This is a genomic window from Vibrio sp. 1069, assembly GCF_033340555.1.
In genome coordinates, this window is sequence record NZ_JAWOWP010000010.1 from 1 (window position 1) to 16114 (window position 16114).

General features: G+C 43.5%; 14 protein-coding genes. 4 read left to right on the forward strand and 10 right to left on the reverse strand.

Going from position 1 to position 16114, the window contains the following annotated elements; translation table 11 throughout:
- The first annotated feature begins 192 nt into the window (after window positions 1–192).
- Window positions 193–1317 carry a flagellin gene (locus tag R7040_RS15260; RefSeq protein WP_213896442.1) on the forward strand — a complete coding sequence of 375 codons (1125 nt, stop codon included), beginning with the start codon at window positions 193–195 and terminating at the stop codon, window positions 1315–1317.
- Between the two features lie 96 nt (window positions 1318–1413).
- Here the strand turns inward: R7040_RS15260 and crr are convergent, their stop codons facing one another.
- The 5 genes from crr to cysZ form a co-directional block, all read right to left on the reverse strand.
- Window positions 1414–1923 carry a PTS glucose transporter subunit IIA gene (gene crr / locus R7040_RS15265; protein WP_005382041.1) on the reverse strand — a complete coding sequence of 170 codons (510 nt, stop codon included), beginning with the start codon at window positions 1921–1923 and terminating at the stop codon, window positions 1414–1416.
- A gap of 121 nt (window positions 1924–2044) precedes the next feature.
- Window positions 2045–3769, reverse strand: a complete 1725-nt coding sequence (ptsI, locus tag R7040_RS15270) for a phosphoenolpyruvate-protein phosphotransferase PtsI (protein WP_005389298.1) — start codon at window positions 3767–3769, stop codon at window positions 2045–2047.
- Between the two features lie 140 nt (window positions 3770–3909).
- On the reverse strand, window positions 3910–4167 hold the full coding sequence (locus tag R7040_RS15275; protein WP_005382043.1) for an HPr family phosphocarrier protein: 258 nt from the start codon (window positions 4165–4167) through the stop codon (window positions 3910–3912).
- 300 nt (window positions 4168–4467) lie between these two features.
- A complete protein-coding gene (gene cysK / locus R7040_RS15280) occupies window positions 4468–5436 on the reverse strand; it encodes a cysteine synthase A (RefSeq protein ID WP_005382045.1) in 969 nt (322 codons plus the stop codon).
- Between the two features lie 164 nt (window positions 5437–5600).
- Window positions 5601–6344: a sulfate transporter CysZ gene (gene cysZ / locus R7040_RS15285; protein ID WP_025998633.1), complete on the reverse strand. Its 744-nt coding sequence runs from the start codon at window positions 6342–6344 to the stop codon at window positions 5601–5603.
- Between the two features lie 251 nt (window positions 6345–6595).
- On the opposite strand from cysZ, the gene zipA reads away from it, so the two are divergent.
- From zipA to R7040_RS15300, 3 genes are all read left to right on the forward strand, one after another.
- The gene (zipA, locus tag R7040_RS15290) at window positions 6596–7552 is read left to right on the forward strand and encodes a cell division protein ZipA (protein WP_115385804.1); all 957 of its coding nucleotides are present in this window, start codon (window positions 6596–6598) and stop codon (window positions 7550–7552) included.
- 90 nt (window positions 7553–7642) lie between these two features.
- Entirely contained in the window at window positions 7643–9655 is a 2013-nt protein-coding gene (gene ligA / locus R7040_RS15295; protein ID WP_017634827.1) for an NAD-dependent DNA ligase LigA, read from the forward strand.
- 510 nt (window positions 9656–10165) lie between these two features.
- On the forward strand, window positions 10166–11575 hold the full coding sequence (locus tag R7040_RS15300) for a hypothetical protein (RefSeq protein ID WP_005382055.1): 1410 nt from the start codon (window positions 10166–10168) through the stop codon (window positions 11573–11575).
- A gap of 40 nt (window positions 11576–11615) precedes the next feature.
- On the opposite strand, the gene R7040_RS15305 is transcribed toward R7040_RS15300, so the two are convergent.
- From R7040_RS15305 to R7040_RS15325, 5 genes are all read right to left on the reverse strand, one after another.
- Window positions 11616–11798, reverse strand: a complete 183-nt coding sequence (locus R7040_RS15305; protein ID WP_021707681.1) for a hypothetical protein — start codon at window positions 11796–11798, stop codon at window positions 11616–11618.
- A 617-nt stretch (window positions 11799–12415) separates the two neighbouring features.
- On the reverse strand, window positions 12416–12877 hold the full coding sequence (locus R7040_RS15310; RefSeq protein ID WP_005382058.1) for an NfeD family protein: 462 nt from the start codon (window positions 12875–12877) through the stop codon (window positions 12416–12418).
- A 3-nt stretch (window positions 12878–12880) separates the two neighbouring features.
- Window positions 12881–13798 carry an SPFH domain-containing protein gene (locus R7040_RS15315; RefSeq protein WP_213896440.1) on the reverse strand — a complete coding sequence of 306 codons (918 nt, stop codon included), beginning with the start codon at window positions 13796–13798 and terminating at the stop codon, window positions 12881–12883.
- A 159-nt stretch (window positions 13799–13957) separates the two neighbouring features.
- Complete coding sequence (locus tag R7040_RS15320; RefSeq protein ID WP_005388628.1) at window positions 13958–14812, reverse strand: co-chaperone YbbN; 855 nt, start codon at window positions 14810–14812, stop codon at window positions 13958–13960.
- 472 nt (window positions 14813–15284) lie between these two features.
- Window positions 15285–16112: an SDR family oxidoreductase gene (locus R7040_RS15325; RefSeq protein ID WP_064353702.1), complete on the reverse strand. Its 828-nt coding sequence runs from the start codon at window positions 16110–16112 to the stop codon at window positions 15285–15287.
- Window positions 16113–16114 lie beyond the last annotated feature (2 nt).

Genomic DNA, 16114 nt, shown 5'->3' on the forward strand with positions numbered 1-16114 from the left:
TCTATCGCAAGCGTCAAGCTCAATCCTTGCGCAAGCGAAACAAGCGCCTAACTCAGCGCTAAGTCTGCTAGGTTAATCAATTTAACAAAGCAAGAAACCAAAGCCAGGCTCATCCCTGGCTTTTTGCTTATTGGCTATAACGATTCAGATGTGTCCTGACAGTATGTTCGATAAGGCATTCATATCGATTAGATGATCTCTTTAAATTCCAATGTTTCTGCGATGGTGGCGCAGAGACACCTGAGTCAAGCAGCTGCGCAAAATGTTGAGTCACAACGCAACCTAACTTCGGGGTTTCGAATCAACTCGGCGAGCGATGATGCGGCAGGTTTACAGATATCGAATACTCTCCATGTACAAACGAGAGGGCTTGATGTCGCCTTAAGAAATGCGCACGACGCTTTTTCTGTTGCTCAAACAGCGGAGGGAGCATTGCACGAAAGCAGTGACATATTGCAACGCTTACGCTCTCTGGGGCTTCAAGCAGCAAACGGCAGTTATGACTCAAGTGATCGGCAAAGTATTCAATATGAGGTCGTAGCGCTGCAAGATGAGCTTGATCGTGTCGCGATCACGACAACATTTGCGGATAAAAACCTGTTTGATGGATCTTACGGTTCACAAAGTTTCCATATTGGCGCGAACGCTAATTCAATCTCTTTGACGTTACGTAACATGCGTAGCCATATCCCAGAGATGGGAGGGCTGCATTATGTTGGTGATGCGGTCGATAAAGATTGGCGAGTCACTGGAGATAACCAAACTCTCAAAGTCGAATACCAAGACAGTAAAGGGCAAACCCAAACGGAATCCATTGGACTCAAATTGGGTGACCGTATAGAACAGGTCGCCACTTACATCAATGCTCAACAATCGATAGTGAATGCTTCAGTAACGGAAAACAACGAACTGCAATTCTTCTCTTCTACGATGGAGGCGCCAGAGGGTGTGGTTCTCGAAGGGAGTTTAGCGGATGAGCTTGATGTGAGCGCTGGTCAATTAGTCACAATGGATGACATTGATATGTCGACGGCAGGTAAGGCTCAGCTTTCAATTGGGGTGATTGATACAGCAATTAAGTACGTTGATTCGCACCGAAGTGAAATTGGCAGCTTTCAGAACCGTGTAAACGGCTCGATGGATAACTTAAATACTGTGAATCGGAGTGTTACAGAGTCCAAGAGTCGAATAAGAGATACAGACTTCGCAAGAGAATCTACGGAAATGGTGCGTTCTCAAGTGCTCCAAGATGCGACAACAGCATTATTGGCTCAGGCAAAGCAAAGGTCGAGTTCGGCACTTGGATTACTTAGCTGAGCGGATTTCATTGATGTAAGTCGATCAGAAATAAAATTTCAGGTAATAAAAAACGCTGCCAATGGCAGCGTTTTTTCGTGCTCGATTAAGTAAAAATTACTTAGTTACACGTAAAACTGGAGTTTCACCAACAGTTACAGAACCAGAAAGCTTGTTTAGCTCTTTGATTTCGTCCATGTTAGAGATAACAACTGGAGTTAGCGTTGACTTCGCTTTCTCTTCTAGAAGAGCTAGATCGAATTCAATTACAGTGTCGCCAGCTTTGACAGTTTGACCTTCTTCAGCGATACGTGTGAAGCCTTCGCCTTTTAGTTCAACTGTGTCGATACCGAAGTGAACGAAAAGCTCAACACCGTCGTCAGACTCGATAGAGAACGCGTGGTTAGTTTCGAAGATCTTACCGATAGTACCGTTTACAGGAGCTACCATTTTGTTGCCTGCTGGCTTGATAGCAATACCGTCACCAACGATTTTCTCAGCGAAAACAACATCTGGCACGTCTTCGATGTTTACAATCTCACCAGAAAGTGGCGCGATGATTTCGATAGCACCAGCGTCAGCGCTGTCATCAGATACAAGCTTCTTAAGTTTGTCAAACAGACCCATTGTGTCATGCTCCTAAGGTTTGGTTTTATTCTGTCGAATTATAGTATACCAATATAGCTCATTAGACGACTTTTTTCGCCGTCTAATGGCCATTAAGTATTGAATTACTTGGTACTACCGATTACTGAGCTTTCTCAGCAATAAACTTTTCTACCACGGCTTCGATTTCTTCTGCTGTCGGTAGAGAAAGGGCTTCTTCAGCCATTGCTTTCACTTCTGCGAAGTTAGAGTTACGAACTACTTTCTTCACTTTAGGGATAGAGATACCGCTCATTGAGAACTCGTCCAGACCCATACCTAGAAGTAGAAGTGTTGCACGCTCGTCACCTGCAAGTTCACCACACATACCAGTCCATTTACCTTCTGCGTGAGAAGCGTCGATAACTTGCTTGATCACAGTAAGTACAGCAGGTGATAGTGGGTTGTATAGGTGAGAAATCATCTCGTTACCACGGTCAACCGCTAGTGTGTACTGAGTTAGGTCGTTTGTACCGATAGAGAAGAAAGACACTTCCTTCGCTAAGTGGTGTGCGATCGCAGCAGCAGCAGGAGTTTCAACCATAACACCGATTTCGATGTTTTCGTCGAACGCGTGGCCTTCAGCGCGTAGCTCTTCTTTGTACTCTTCGATCGCTTTCTTAAGCTCACGGATTTCTTCGACAGAGATGATCATTGGGAACATGATACGCAGTTTGCCGTGTGCAGAAGCACGTAGAATGCCACGTAGCTGATCACGAAGGATTTCACGACGATCCAGACTGATACGTACAGCGCGCCAACCTAGGAATGGGTTCATCTCTTTTGGAAGATCCATGTATGGGAGATCTTTATCGCCGCCGATATCCATAGTACGGATGATCACAGCTTGACCGTTCATTGCTTCCGCAACTTCTTTGTACGCTTGGTACTGTTCTTCTTCAGTTGGTAGCGCAGTACGGTCCATAAATAGGAATTCAGTACGGTACAGACCAACACCTTCACCGCCGTTACGAAGGATACCGTCACAGTCTTTCACTGTACCGATGTTACCGCAAACTTCTACACGGTGACCGTCAGTCGTTTCTGCGTGTAGGTCTTTCAGTTTCGCTAGCTCTTCTTTTTCAGCGAGGAATGCTGCTTTAACCGCTTTCGCTTCTTCTAGCTCAGCTTCTGATGGGTTAACAACAATCTTGTTGTTCATTGCGTCAAGAATCAGCATGTCGCCATTCTTAACTTTCTTCGTGATGTCGTTAGTACCAACGATAGCTGGAAGCTCAAGTGAGCGAGCCATGATTGAAGTGTGAGAAGTACGACCGCCGATATCACAAGCAAAACCAAGCACGTAGTCTAGGTTGATTTGTGCAGTTTCAGATGGCGTTAGGTCGTAAGCAACAAGAATTACTTCTTCGTTGATATCGCTAAGCGAAACAATGTTGATGCCTAGTGCGTTCTTAACAAAACGAGAACCGATATCGCGGATGTCAGTTGCACGCTCTTTTAAGTATTCGTCGTCTAGAGACTCAAGAGCACATGCTTGCTCTTCGATCACTGAGTGGATAGCGTGATCAGCAGTCATCTTGTCGTTTTTGATAAGTGCTAGGATTTCCTCTTCTAGCTCTTCGTCTTCAAGAAGCATGATGTGACCTTCAAAGATCGCTTCTTTTTCTTCGCCAAACGTTTCAAGCGCTTTTTGCTTGATAGTTTCTAGCTGAGCTGCAGATTTGTTACGAGCGTCAAAGAAACGCTGAACTTCAGCTTCTACTTGATCGTCAGAAATAGTGTTTGTGTTTAGGACAATTTCATCTTCTTGAAGTAGTAGTGCTTTACCGATTGCAATACCAGGAGATGCTAGGATGCCTGAAATCATAGCCTTACCTTAAGTTTGGTCAACTTTATAAAACGGGAGAATAATGGGTGCGCTAACGAATAGTTTTAGCTTAGTTTTGAGCCTATTTCCAACGAAGCCATTTTGCTTTCACAAAATGGCTTCTGGAGTAGGAGACCGGATTAGTGTAGTTGGTCCATTAGAGCAACTAGGTGGTCAACTGCTTGCTGAGCTTGTGGGCCTTCAGCAGAAATAGTAACTTGAGTACCTTTTACTAGGCCTAGTGTTTGTAGTTTGAACAGGCTCTTAGCGCTAGCGCTTTTACCGTTAGAAGTCACAGTGATGTCTGCGTCGAATGCTTTTGCTTCTTTAACAAACTGTGCAGCTGGACGAGTGTGAAGGCCGTTTTCTGCTGTGATTTCTACTTGCTTCTCGTACATGTGATATACCCCAATAAATGTATTTTTTTGTTAGTTTGTGACCAGATTTTAGCTTAACTGCTTTACATCTTGTGCGCTAGCACGGGAAGAGTTCAAAGCGCGTCAGTTCTGATACTAGTCAAAAGTTTGGTAACTACGCAACTGTTTGCGTGCGTAATCACTTTGAAACCTTTTTGTGTTCTGCTTCTTTATTTTGAAGCTAGAAATAAAACACCCTGATATTACCAAAGGTAGGGCAGGGATCAACAAAAAAGCCCCTAAACGGGGCTTTTTTAAACTAAAAATTGATTTGAACACATATTATTGTTGGTTCTCTTTTTCGGTAAAGATACCTGCAAAGAGTGCTGTACTTAGGTAACGCTCACCGGAACTTGGCAAGACAGTTACAATTGTTTTTCCTTCAAATTCAGGTAGTTCCGCAAGTCGGTTCGCTGCAACAACCGCTGCGCCAGATGAGATACCAGCTAGGATACCTTCCTCTTCCATTAGGCGACGAGCCATCTCAATCGCTTCTTCTGAGGTAACTTGCTCAACACGGTCAATAATGTCTAAATCGAGGTTACCAGGGATGAAACCAGCACCGATACCTTGAATTTTGTGTGGGGCAGGTTGGATTTCTTCGCCAGCAAGTGCTTGTGCAATAACCGGAGACTCTGCTGGCTCAACTGCAACAGAAGTGATGGCTTTGCCTTTTTCACCTTTGATGTAACGGCTAGTACCTGTAATAGTACCGCCCGTACCAACACCAGCAACGAATACGTCGATTTCACCGTCTGTCGCTTCCCAAATCTCAGGGCCCGTAGTCTTTTCGTGGATTTCTGGGTTCGCTGGGTTGTCAAATTGTTGAAGAAGTAGGTACTTCTCAGGGTTGCTTGCTACGATTTCTTCTGCTTTAGCAATCGCCCCTTTCATGCCTTTCGCCGCTTCAGTCAGCTCAAGGTTCGCGCCTAGTGCTTTTAGTAGCTTACGGCGTTCTAGGCTCATTGATTCAGGCATGGTCAATGTTAGCTTGTAACCGCGAGCAGCCGCTACGAATGCTAGAGCAACACCTGTGTTACCACTGGTAGGTTCTACAAGCTCTACACCTGGCTTAAGAAGCCCCGCTTTCTCTGCTTCCCAAATCATGTTTGCACCGATACGGCACTTAACACTGAAGCTAGGGTTACGCGCTTCAATTTTCGCGAGAACTTTGCCTTTACTTACTTTGTTTAGACGAACGAGAGGTGTATTACCAATAGTAAGAGAGTTATCTTCGTAGATTTTGCTCATAGTGATGTTCCTTCATTACACGTTGTGTGAATATGGATAGAAGAATATGCGGTATGAAAAAAAGGGAAAAGGATTAAAAAGTTATATCTTATTAGGTTGGCCCAGAACTTGATAAAAGAAAAGGGAAAAGCTGACGCTGATCCCTTTCCTTAATCTCTAATCGACTATCGTTGGTGCTTAAACTCCGCGACCCACATAGCGGTTGCACCACATATTGCTACAGGCATGACAATGAGGTTCAAAATTGGGATCGTCGTAAATACAGACACCAATACCCCAAAGCCATAGGCCTTACCTTGCTTTTGTTTCAATTTGTAACGCATGTCGTTAAATGGGATTTTGTGGTTATCAAACGGGTAGTCACAATATTGAATCGCGAGCATCCAGGCGGTAAAGATAAACCATAAAAATGGGCCTACTGTTTGTCCAAGGGCAGGGATGAGCAATAACAGGAATAGGCCTATTGCTTTAGGTAAAATGTAAAGGAGCTTTCTCCACTCACGAGCTAAAACGCGAGGAACATCTTTCAGGACGGCAGTGAAACCATCATCATTTACTTTTTGTCCCGTTAAGTACTCTTCCACTTTTTCAGCCAAGAGGCCATTGAATGGCGCGGCGATAAAGTTCGCGAGCGTGCTGAAAAAATAGGAGAAGGTAGCGAGTATCGTCAGAGCGAGTAAAGGCCAAAGAATGTAAGTTAACCAGGATAAAAACTCAGGCAGCTGCCCAATCCAGCCTTCTATCCATATATTAAGGTTTGAAAATAGATAGAAGATGGCACCACCTACAAGCAAGATATTTGCAAGTAGAGGTAAGATGACAAAGCGCCTGATTTTAGGGGCAAGTGCCAATTGTATCCCGTATAGAAAATAACCGAACCCGGTTCTCTGCTGATTGTTTTGCTTCATGTCTATTTTGGCTTCGTGTAAATGAAAACTCATTGTACCTGTGAGGACTTTTCTTTCAATGCCCTGACAAATGACGTCTTGTTAAGTGGAATCGTGGCAAGAATCACAACAAAAAACGGAACTTCTTGCATTAAGTTGTTCTAAATCTACATATAGTTTTGGTAAAGTAAACGTATCATTCAGATTTATTGCACTTGGGTTGCTGCTCAAGGAACTGCGAGTAGTAAAAACAAGTATATTGAGAGTAAATAATGCAGGAATTGCGATTCGTACTCATTGTTGTTGGCGCATTAGCCATCGCGGCATTACTGTTTCATGGTTTATGGAGCAGTAAAAAAGAAGGCAAAGCAAAGTTTGGTAACAAGCCACTTGGTAAGCTGGATGTTAACCAAGAAGACAAAAATGATCTTGTTGAGAAAGAACGAGACTTCGCTCCCGCTCCTGAAGATGACTTTGAGATCATTCGCAAAGATCGCAAAGAACCAGATTTTGGGATGGCGAATTCTTTCGACAACAAGTTTGAATCTGACCCGTTATTCGGTGGCCCATCTGAAGTCAAACAGACGCAGCAGGAGCCGGATGACATCCCTTCATTTGGTGCAGAAAAAGATAAAGAAGAGGACGTTGAGCCTGTTGTTCAAGCAACAGTAGCTGAAGAGCCATTCCAGCCCGCTGTGGAAGAAGACGCTATTCCCGCCGCGTTTGATATTACGGAGAAAGAACAGCAAGTCGAAACGGTTAGTGAGCCTGTCGTTGCAGAGCCTAAGGAAGAGCCAAAGCTAGAACCTGAAATGCAAGTGATTGTATTGAATGTGCACTGTGCGGGTGAAGAGCCATTTGTTGGTACTGCTTTATTTGAAAGTATGCAACAAAACGGTCTAATTTATGGCGAGATGGATATTTTCCACCGTCATGTCGACTTGTCCGGTAACGGCAAAGTGCTGTTTAGCGTCGCTAATATGATGCACCCTGGTACGTTTGAACATGCTGATCCTGCTGAGTTTACAACGAAGGGTATTTCATTCTTCATGACATTGCCTTGTTATGGCGAGGCTGAACAGAACTTCAACTTAATGCTCCGAACTGCGCAGCAAATTGCTGATGATTTAGGTGGTAACGTACTTGATGACCAGCGCAACTTAATGACGCCAGATCGTTTAGCATCTTATCGACGTCAAATAGTTGAGTTTAATGCCGCTAACGCATAATCTTAACTGCAAATAATAATAGGGCTCCGGATGGAGCCCTTTTTCTTGGATTTCCCAACCTCACCGATTGAAAATACACGGGGCTTTACTATGTCTGAATCAGTACTTCAGCGACTAGAAGAACTAAAAGAGTCGTTGCATTACCACGCTGTGCGTTACTACGTGGAAGATAACCCAGAGATCCCTGATGCCGAGTACGACCGTTTAATGCGAGAGTTACTGGATATTGAAGCTGAGAACCCTGACTTAATAACCGTAGACTCGCCAAGCCAACGTGTCGGTGGGCAACCTCTCTCTGCGTTTAGCCAAGTGACACATGAAGTACCGATGCTTTCGCTTGATAACGCGTTTGATGATAGTGAACTCGATAGTTTCCACAAGCGCGCACAAGAGCGCGTGGGCAGCCAGAGTGTGAAAGAATACTGTTGTGAGCCTAAATTGGATGGACTCGCCGTAAGTTTGTTATATGAGAATGGCGTTTTAGTTCAGGCGGCCACTCGAGGCGATGGTACTACGGGTGAAAACATCACAGAGAATGTGCGTACGATTAAAGCCATTCCTTTAAAACTCAGAGGTAATGACTGGCCAAATCGTCTTGAAGTTCGTGGTGAAGTCTTTATGCCGAAAGTTGGGTTTGAAAAGCTCAATGAATTAGCAAGGAAGAAAGGCGAGAAAATCTTTGTTAATCCACGTAACGCTGCGGCAGGTAGCTTACGACAATTGGATTCACGTATTACGGCTTCTCGTCCGCTTAGCTTCTATGCATACAGTGTAGGCGTGGTGCAAGGCGCAGAATTGGCAGCAAGTCATTACGAACGCTTTTTGCAAATCAAATCTTGGGGACTGCCAATGTGTCCGGAAACTAAGCGAGTTGAAAGCTTGGCGGATGTAAAAGCTTACTACCAAGATATATTGCAGCGTCGTGATGCCCTCCCTTATGAGATCGATGGTGTCGTTATTAAAATTGACGATATTGCCGTGCAAGAGCGTCTGGGGTTTGTTGCTCGCGCTCCACGTTGGGCGATTGCCTACAAGTTCCCAGCACAGGAAGAAATGACGACACTGAATGAAGTGGAGTTCCAAGTCGGTCGCACTGGTGCGATTACACCTGTTGCTAAACTAGAGCCTGTATTTGTTGGCGGGGTAACGGTAAGTAATGCGACGCTTCATAACGCAGATGAGATAGAACGTCTGCAGGTCAAGATTGGTGATCACGTTGTGATCCGCCGTGCTGGCGATGTTATTCCGCAAGTCGTATCTGTCATCAAAGAGCGTCGACCAGAAACAGCTCGAGATATTGTTTTCCCAACTCAGTGTCCTGTTTGTGGTTCGCATGTTGAGCGGATCGAAGGAGAAGCGGTAACACGTTGTATGGGGGGCTTAGTTTGCCAAGCCCAACGCAAACAAGCGCTAAAACACTTTGTTTCTCGTAAAGCGTTAGACGTTGACGGTTTAGGCGATAAAGTGATCGAGCAGCTTGTTGATCGTGAGATGGTGAAAACTCCTGCTGACTTATTTAAGTTATCAGCGGGGATTTTAACCGTACTAGATCGCATGGGGCCAAAGTCTGCGCAGAATATTGTGAATGCGTTAGAAAAATCCAAAGAAACAACTTTACCTCGGTTTTTGTATTCACTGGGGATCCGTGAAGTTGGCGAGGCAACCGCAGCAAACTTAGCAATGCACTTTAAAACGTTGGGAGCGATCCAAAATGCTACCGAAGAGCAGTTGATTGAAGTGCAAGACATCGGTGCTGTGGTTGCTCAACATATTACGACTTTCTTTAGTGAAGAACAGAACCAAGCGGTGGTTAAAGATTTGCTTGAACAAGGAATTCATTGGCCAGAGATTAATACTACTGAGCAGGTGGGGGAATTACCATTAGAAGGTAAAACAGTAGTATTAACGGGAACACTTTCTCAACTGGGGCGTACAGAAGCCAAAGAAGCCCTCCAAGCACTGGGGGCTAAAGTGACGGGTAGTGTTTCTAAGAAAACCGATATTTTGTTTGCTGGTGAAAATGCAGGTTCGAAGCTCGCAAAGGCACAAGAACTGGGTATCGAAATTAAAACAGAACAAGACTTACTCGAACTGATGAATTAAGTCTTCTCAAAAAAGCTAAAAAATAACTAAAAGCCCCGTATGGTAAGCATGCGGGGCTTTTTATTGTTCATAATTAAGTGTTTTTTTATTGAGTAATTGATGCCTTTGTTCTTTTCAGTGATCAAGATCGAACCTTGGGTTATTGGTTTTTGGGGCTTTTTTAGTCTGCGAGTGACTTCAAGTTGATACTTTTGAGTTCAATTTAAGTGTTTGATTTTAAATAATAATTTATTGTGTTGTGTTGATGTTGTTAAAAATAAGATCTGGATCAATAAGTTATATGGAACTTTGGAGTGGCTCATATTTTTTTAGAAAAAAAATAAGTTCCATTTGGATGTTTTTAGCTGCGAAGTTAGTCTTAATCACGTGGATACACGGTGTGTATGCAGGAACTAAAAAAAGCCAAATTAGAAATAATGAGGTTTGATCAGGAATTTACTTCTCTCCTTCGGCGGCCAACTAAAGGTGAGATAGAAAAATACAGCTATATCCATTTTTAGGAGTTTTTCCATGGACAAATTTTTTAAGGTTTCAGCGTTAACCGCAGCAATGTTTGGTGTTGTTGCTGTCGCTCCAGCTACAGCGTCTACTGAAAGTGCAGCAGGTGGCGAGTACGTAGAGAAAGTGAACGAATTTATGCAAGACTCAAGTCTGAATGCATTATTCATAGTTGATACTCGTTCACGAACTCGTACAACAGGTAAGCCCGGCGGTGAAAATGGTGACCGTTGGAGTCGTCTAAACTACTCTTCTTACAACGCAATTTTAGACTTCACTTCTGGCTACCACGATGGTTGGGTGGGCGCAGATGTTGCGGCTTACTACTCTGGCGATCTTTACAACGATAGTCTTTACAATTCAAACGAAGGCTACCTATGTAACGAAATCTCAACTTGTAACAACCTAGACTGGGGTGCAGGTGATGGTCAGCAGCTTAAAGTTTACAAAGCAGCGCTGAAATTCAAAGCAAACGAAAACTTTAATGCTCGTTTCGGTATGTTACAGGCTGGTGGTAACGGTACAATCGGTAACGTTTGGAGCTTTGTACCTGGTACTTACCGTGGTTTCGAACTAAACGCTAAACTTGGTGATTTCAACCTAAGCTACTTTGGCGCAGACCAATTTACAGCACCTTGGCTGCTTCACGAAGATGATTACGCACCAGCGCTTTGGTCTGACACTTCATGGAGCTACCTACACTCTCTAGGCCTAAACGGTAACCTAACTGACAGCTTGTTTATGCAACTTGGTTTGGGTCAAGCTACTGGCGTTCAATATGCAAATGGTGTTGACTGGGGTGCAGGTCAAGTAACTAGCTACCACAACGAAACTGACAACACTTCTTACAAGGCTTACTTGAAGTACACTGTTAGTGACCGTACAACTCTAGCATTTGATTTCTACGGTGTTGACGATGATGTGAAATACGATGGTCTAGGTTTCCACACTGGTCTATCTTTGAATCAATCTTTCGGCAAGCTAGCTTGGATGTCTGAGTTGCGCTACACAGACACAGATAACCGTGCGGACTTCGTTCCTCGTACTATTCATACATATGGTATGAACAATGGTACTTGGTCTCAGTGGTGGGACGCGCTGTCTGACTGGAACAAAGCGGGTGAGCTAGCATGGTACAACCGTCTATCTTACAACCAAGGTAACGGCTGGAACTACTACCTAGGCTTTGGTTACGGTACTGGCGCTGACTCTGCAGCAAGCGGAGCATCAGGTGACTGGGATTACGAAAGCGAATACGCAGTTAACGCAACAGTATCTTACTCACTACAAAGTGGCGCGCTTAAAGGTTCTACCATTCGTTTACACGGTACAATCCTAGAACGTGATGAGTACGCAGGTGCTGGCGATGCGGATGAAACAGACTTACGTCTACAAGTTCTTATCCCTTACAGCTTCCACTAATACTTAATTAGATAATAAAAGGAGCCGCTAGGCTCCTTTTCTATTTCACTTCTCGGCCGTCGTATATTTTGCAATATAACGGTGGCAACATATGTACATTACCGTTTGGCAACTCACACTTTATCTCTGGGCCTAACGTACGACCACCGGATGCACCATTAGCATGAGTGGTTAACGGAATTATGGCAAAAGATATTACTAATAGACCAGATAAAAATCTCATAATAATCACCTTAATATAAACTTTAAATATCTACGTGCTTGTATAAACCGTGACTACGCAGAAAGGCAAGGTTGAATAGGGCTCTTATATCAAACTAAGCTCTTACTTCTTTACTATTCCCATTCCCCACCTCTAAATCGACACATTTCACTTGGAATATTCGTAACGTCGCCACTTGGCATCTTACATTCGACTATAGGTCCCAAATTAGTTGTACCGCCGTTTCCGTTGTTGTAGGCAAAGGAAGAAAAAGAAAAAATACCGCACAACATTAAAAAGAGAAGCTTATTCATAGTACATCCTCTTACTTACCAAATAAAAAGCACTCAACTTAAATGCTTATGCGTTAAGTATGTATCCGAGGATAAAAAGATCAAAAAATAATTCAATAAAGTTTTATTTTTTAAAATAAATTTAGATCGATAATTTACCTAGATATATTTCTATCTTATTGATTGTCGTGTGTTGAATAATTAAATAATAGGAAATGGGAGGTAGGGTATTAATAATATTACTAATACTTATTTTTTTCTCGATTTTAATTAAGGTAATGAAATGAAAGCAGTTGTTTAGATTAAAGTAATGGAGCATGATTTGCCCCATTACTTTGGCATAAATTAATTAGAATCAGGCTCAATGATTAAAATAATACCTTCAACATCGGTGATTCTTACGCGGGTACCGGCTGGAAGTGCTTGATCCGATTGTGCGGACCATGTGGTATCGGCTACCTTGATGCGATTGAGCCCGACGGAAAAGTCTTCTTCAAGGATAAGAGTACGCCCAATTAACTGCTTGTACTTTTGGTTCAGATCTCTTTCTTGGTCTTCTTGCTTGTCTTTAGACCATTGTCGTCGCCACCAAAGCCAGGTGGTGATTAAGCTGAAGCTTGCAAAGCAAAGCCATTGCAATTGCCAGCTCATTGGCAAAACGGTCATGATGGCTCCAACGATAAGTGCAGACATCCCGAGCCAGAGAAAATACCCTGCGGTACCAAGTAGCTCAACTGCTAAAAGAGCAAAGCCAAACGCTAGCCAATGCCAGAAAGAGATACCTTCCAACAAACTAAAAAAGTCCATAAATTATTCTTTATCTTGCTGTTTAAACATTTCTGCTATCCCTGCAACCGAGCCCATTAGTCCGGTTGCTTCTAATGGAAGCATAATGATTTTACCATTTTCGGCTTGACCAATGCTCTTGATCGCTTCGGTATAACCCTGTGCAATGAAGTAATTGACGGCTTGCATGTCACCTTTTGCAATGGCTTCGGAAACCATGTAAGTCGCTTTTGCTTCTGCTTGCGCGGCACGCTCACGTGCTTCTGCATGGAGAATAGCAGACTGCTTTTCGCCTTCAGCTTTTAATATCTCTGATTGTTTATGACCTTCGGCCTTTAATATCTCAGCTTGGCGAACCCCTTCTGCTTCAAGAATTTCCGCACGCTTATTACGCTCGGCTTTCATTTGCGCATTCATTGCAGCGGTCAGATCGGCTGGTGGCTGGACATCTTTAATCTCAATTCGTGTGACTTTTACGCCCCAAGGGTTTGTTGCTTGGTCAACAATCGCCAACAGCTTAGAGTTGATCATGTCGCGTTGGCTCAGCATTTCGTCCAGTTCCATTGAACCTAAAACGGTACGAATGTTCGTAAGGGTCAAGTTTCTAATAGCGTGTTCTAAGTCGTTGACTTCATAAGCCGCTTTTGCAGCATCGATCACTTGAACAAATCCGACAGCGTCAATAACCACGTTAGCGTTATCTTTTGAAATGACCTCTTGCGCAGGAATATCGAGAACGCGCTCCATCATGTTTACTTTTTGACCAACTTTATCAATGAATGGAATGATCAAGTTTAAACCCGGCTTTAATGTGTGGGTGTAGCGTCCGAAGCGTTCAACTGTCCAGTTGTTTCCTTGCGGAACCGTTTTAATGGCTGAAGATAAGATAACGACAGCAAGAACGACGAAAATACCGATGGTGATCAGTGAATCAATTGGCATGAGTTATTCCCTTAAGTGCATAATATTCGATCCATTTTTACCTATTTATAGACAATAGACAATTGAAGTTCTGAGACCTTTGAGAGGTTATTGGTTTTTTATATGACAAAGGCCGGAAATCCCGGCCTTTGTTGTCTTATTCCTAGAAGAATGCTGCGCTTAGTACAAAATTGAGTAAAGCTGGCGACGATATTTGCTTGCTAATGCGTTACCTTGACCTAGCGCACTGAGAATATCCATAAAAGTCTTCTTCACGTCACCGTCTTGGGCGCCCAAGTCTTTTTTAAGAATATTCCACAGCAGTTCCAACGCTTCTTCATCCCGACCAACTTGGTTGTATTGTACCGCCAATTCACAAGCGAGTTCGAAGTTTGCCATGTCTGCTGCGTATGCTTGTTCTAGTCGCTGTAACTCAGGGCTATCTGCAGCCTGCAAATGCAGCTCGAGCTTGGCTATTAGGCTCTTGTAGTAGTTATCTTGATACTCGAGAGGGATAGCGTTCAGTAGTTCTTGGGCAATATCAAATTGTTTGGTTTCTAGCAAACAATCAGCCATCGCGAGTTTCACATCACCACGCTCTTGCAGCTCTGGCGGCAAAGTGTGGATGATGCTCAAAGCCTGAGCATGCTCACCTTGCTGAAGAAGTTCACTGACTTGTTTTAATAGTTGTTCATCTGGGCTTGGCAAATGCTTTTGTAGCATGGTAGCAATGGCATCAATTGGCTGGGGGCCTCCCAGACCATCGACGGCTTGACCATTTATAAACAGCGCGATAGTTGGCAATACTTGCACGCCAAATTGAGACGCTAAAGCGGGCTGATCTTCACAATTTAGTAGAGCAAGCGTAAATGCACCGTTGTACTGTTGAGCAAGAGATTGCAACTCAGGGAGTATCTGTGCGCTTTCTGGCTGAGCGTTGGCCCAAAAGTGGATCAAAACGGGCGTGTTCATTGATCCTTCAAGCGTTTCGCGAAAGTTCTGTTCTGTTATCTCAACGATAAATGGGGATTGCATCAGAGTATCCTTGCCTTGTGTCTTGTCGTTGATATTAGATATGGAGTTGATTTAGGTGAAATTCAAGCGACATTCACCATCAATAATGAATCATTCTATTTTGAGAAAACGTGAGGTAATAGAGTGAGGTTATTGCTGCTCAGGTGTTAGATAAAAAGAAAACGCTGCCGAAGCAGCGCAATTCTAATGCTATTTGTTAGTGCGGTATCAAAATAGGATGAACATGGTCAACACTACACCCACACTAAGCCAGTTAAGCTGATTTAATGTCATTGTTGCCTCGCAGTAGTATAAACATTGCTACAAAACGTAATGGGTGGCGATACCAAATCTAAGCAACTCAATCACTTTGGGCGAAAGAATCCCCGCTGAATTGCGTAGAAATTGATTCGTTTAGTTGAGGTTTTTTTAACCTACATGTTCATAATGACATCACATTGTTACGGTGAAATTACATTTCGACAAAACTTTTTTATGCAGCCTGTCGCAAAATTTTATCAAGTACACGGGTTGGTAATAGTCTTTTCAAGACTGCGAATAATTTAGTCGGTGTAGTAATTCGATAACGAATTTTCGGTGAAACGCTAGTTAATGCATGAAGAACTGGTGCGATGCAAGACTCTGCAGGCAAAACAAATCGATTATTAGACTTGTCGTTGTTGAGTCGCTCTCTTTGTCCTTCATAAGCATGACGATGGGGGCTAGATTCAATATCAACCCACTTCTCAAAGGCTCGTAATGCATTGTTTCTAAATTGAGTTTCGATCGGTCCTGGTTCTATCAATGCCACTTTGATATTCGTATCCGCAAGCTCTAGCCTGAGCGTATCTGTCCAGCCTTCTAAGGCAAATTTTGATGAATTATAGGCGCCACGGTATTTCATTGCGGCAAAACCAAGAACAGAGCTGTTTTGTATGATGCGTCCTTCGCCTTGCTGGCGCATATGAGGAAGCACCTCTCTGACCAACTGGTGCCAACCAAAAAAGTTGGTCTGAAATTGATCTTGAAGAGCCTCGGTGGGTAAGTCTTCCAGTGCTCCGGGCTGACCATAGGCACCATTATTGAACACTGCGTAAAGCTTACCTTCTGCTAACTCTAGCGCTTGCTTCACGCCCGAAGAAATGCTTTCTGGGCTATTTAGGTCTAGATTGATGCAGGTTAGCCCTTCATTAATTAGGCGCTGGACATCTTGTTCTTTCCTACAAGATGCAATGACATTAAATCCCTTGTTTTGTAAGGCGTGAGCGCACACGTAACCGATGCCGGTTGAACAACCCGTAATAAGAATCGACTTTTTCATAA

Coding starts and splice junctions, on each gene's coding strand:
- ptsI (WP_005389298.1), bottom strand. CDS start 3,769: ATGATTTCAGGCATCCTAGCATCTCCTGGTATTGCAATCGGTAAAGCA.
- R7040_RS15260 (WP_213896442.1), top strand. CDS start 193: ATGATCTCTTTAAATTCCAATGTTTCTGCGATGGTGGCGCAGAGACAC.
- ligA (WP_017634827.1), top strand. CDS start 7,643: ATGTCTGAATCAGTACTTCAGCGACTAGAAGAACTAAAAGAGTCGTTG.
- R7040_RS15275 (WP_005382043.1), bottom strand. CDS start 4,167: ATGTACGAGAAGCAAGTAGAAATCACAGCAGAAAACGGCCTTCACACT.
- zipA (WP_115385804.1), top strand. CDS start 6,596: ATGCAGGAATTGCGATTCGTACTCATTGTTGTTGGCGCATTAGCCATC.
- cysZ (WP_025998633.1), bottom strand. CDS start 6,344: ATGAAGCAAAACAATCAGCAGAGAACCGGGTTCGGTTATTTTCTATAC.
- R7040_RS15305 (WP_021707681.1), bottom strand. CDS start 11,798: ATGAGATTTTTATCTGGTCTATTAGTAATATCTTTTGCCATAATTCCG.
- R7040_RS15325 (WP_064353702.1), bottom strand. CDS start 16,112: ATGAAAAAGTCGATTCTTATTACGGGTTGTTCAACCGGCATCGGTTAC.
- R7040_RS15300 (WP_005382055.1), top strand. CDS start 10,166: ATGGACAAATTTTTTAAGGTTTCAGCGTTAACCGCAGCAATGTTTGGT.
- R7040_RS15315 (WP_213896440.1), bottom strand. CDS start 13,798: ATGCCAATTGATTCACTGATCACCATCGGTATTTTCGTCGTTCTTGCT.
- R7040_RS15320 (WP_005388628.1), bottom strand. CDS start 14,812: ATGCAATCCCCATTTATCGTTGAGATAACAGAACAGAACTTTCGCGAA.
- crr (WP_005382041.1), bottom strand. CDS start 1,923: ATGGGTCTGTTTGACAAACTTAAGAAGCTTGTATCTGATGACAGCGCT.
- cysK (WP_005382045.1), bottom strand. CDS start 5,436: ATGAGCAAAATCTACGAAGATAACTCTCTTACTATTGGTAATACACCT.
- R7040_RS15310 (WP_005382058.1), bottom strand. CDS start 12,877: ATGGACTTTTTTAGTTTGTTGGAAGGTATCTCTTTCTGGCATTGGCTA.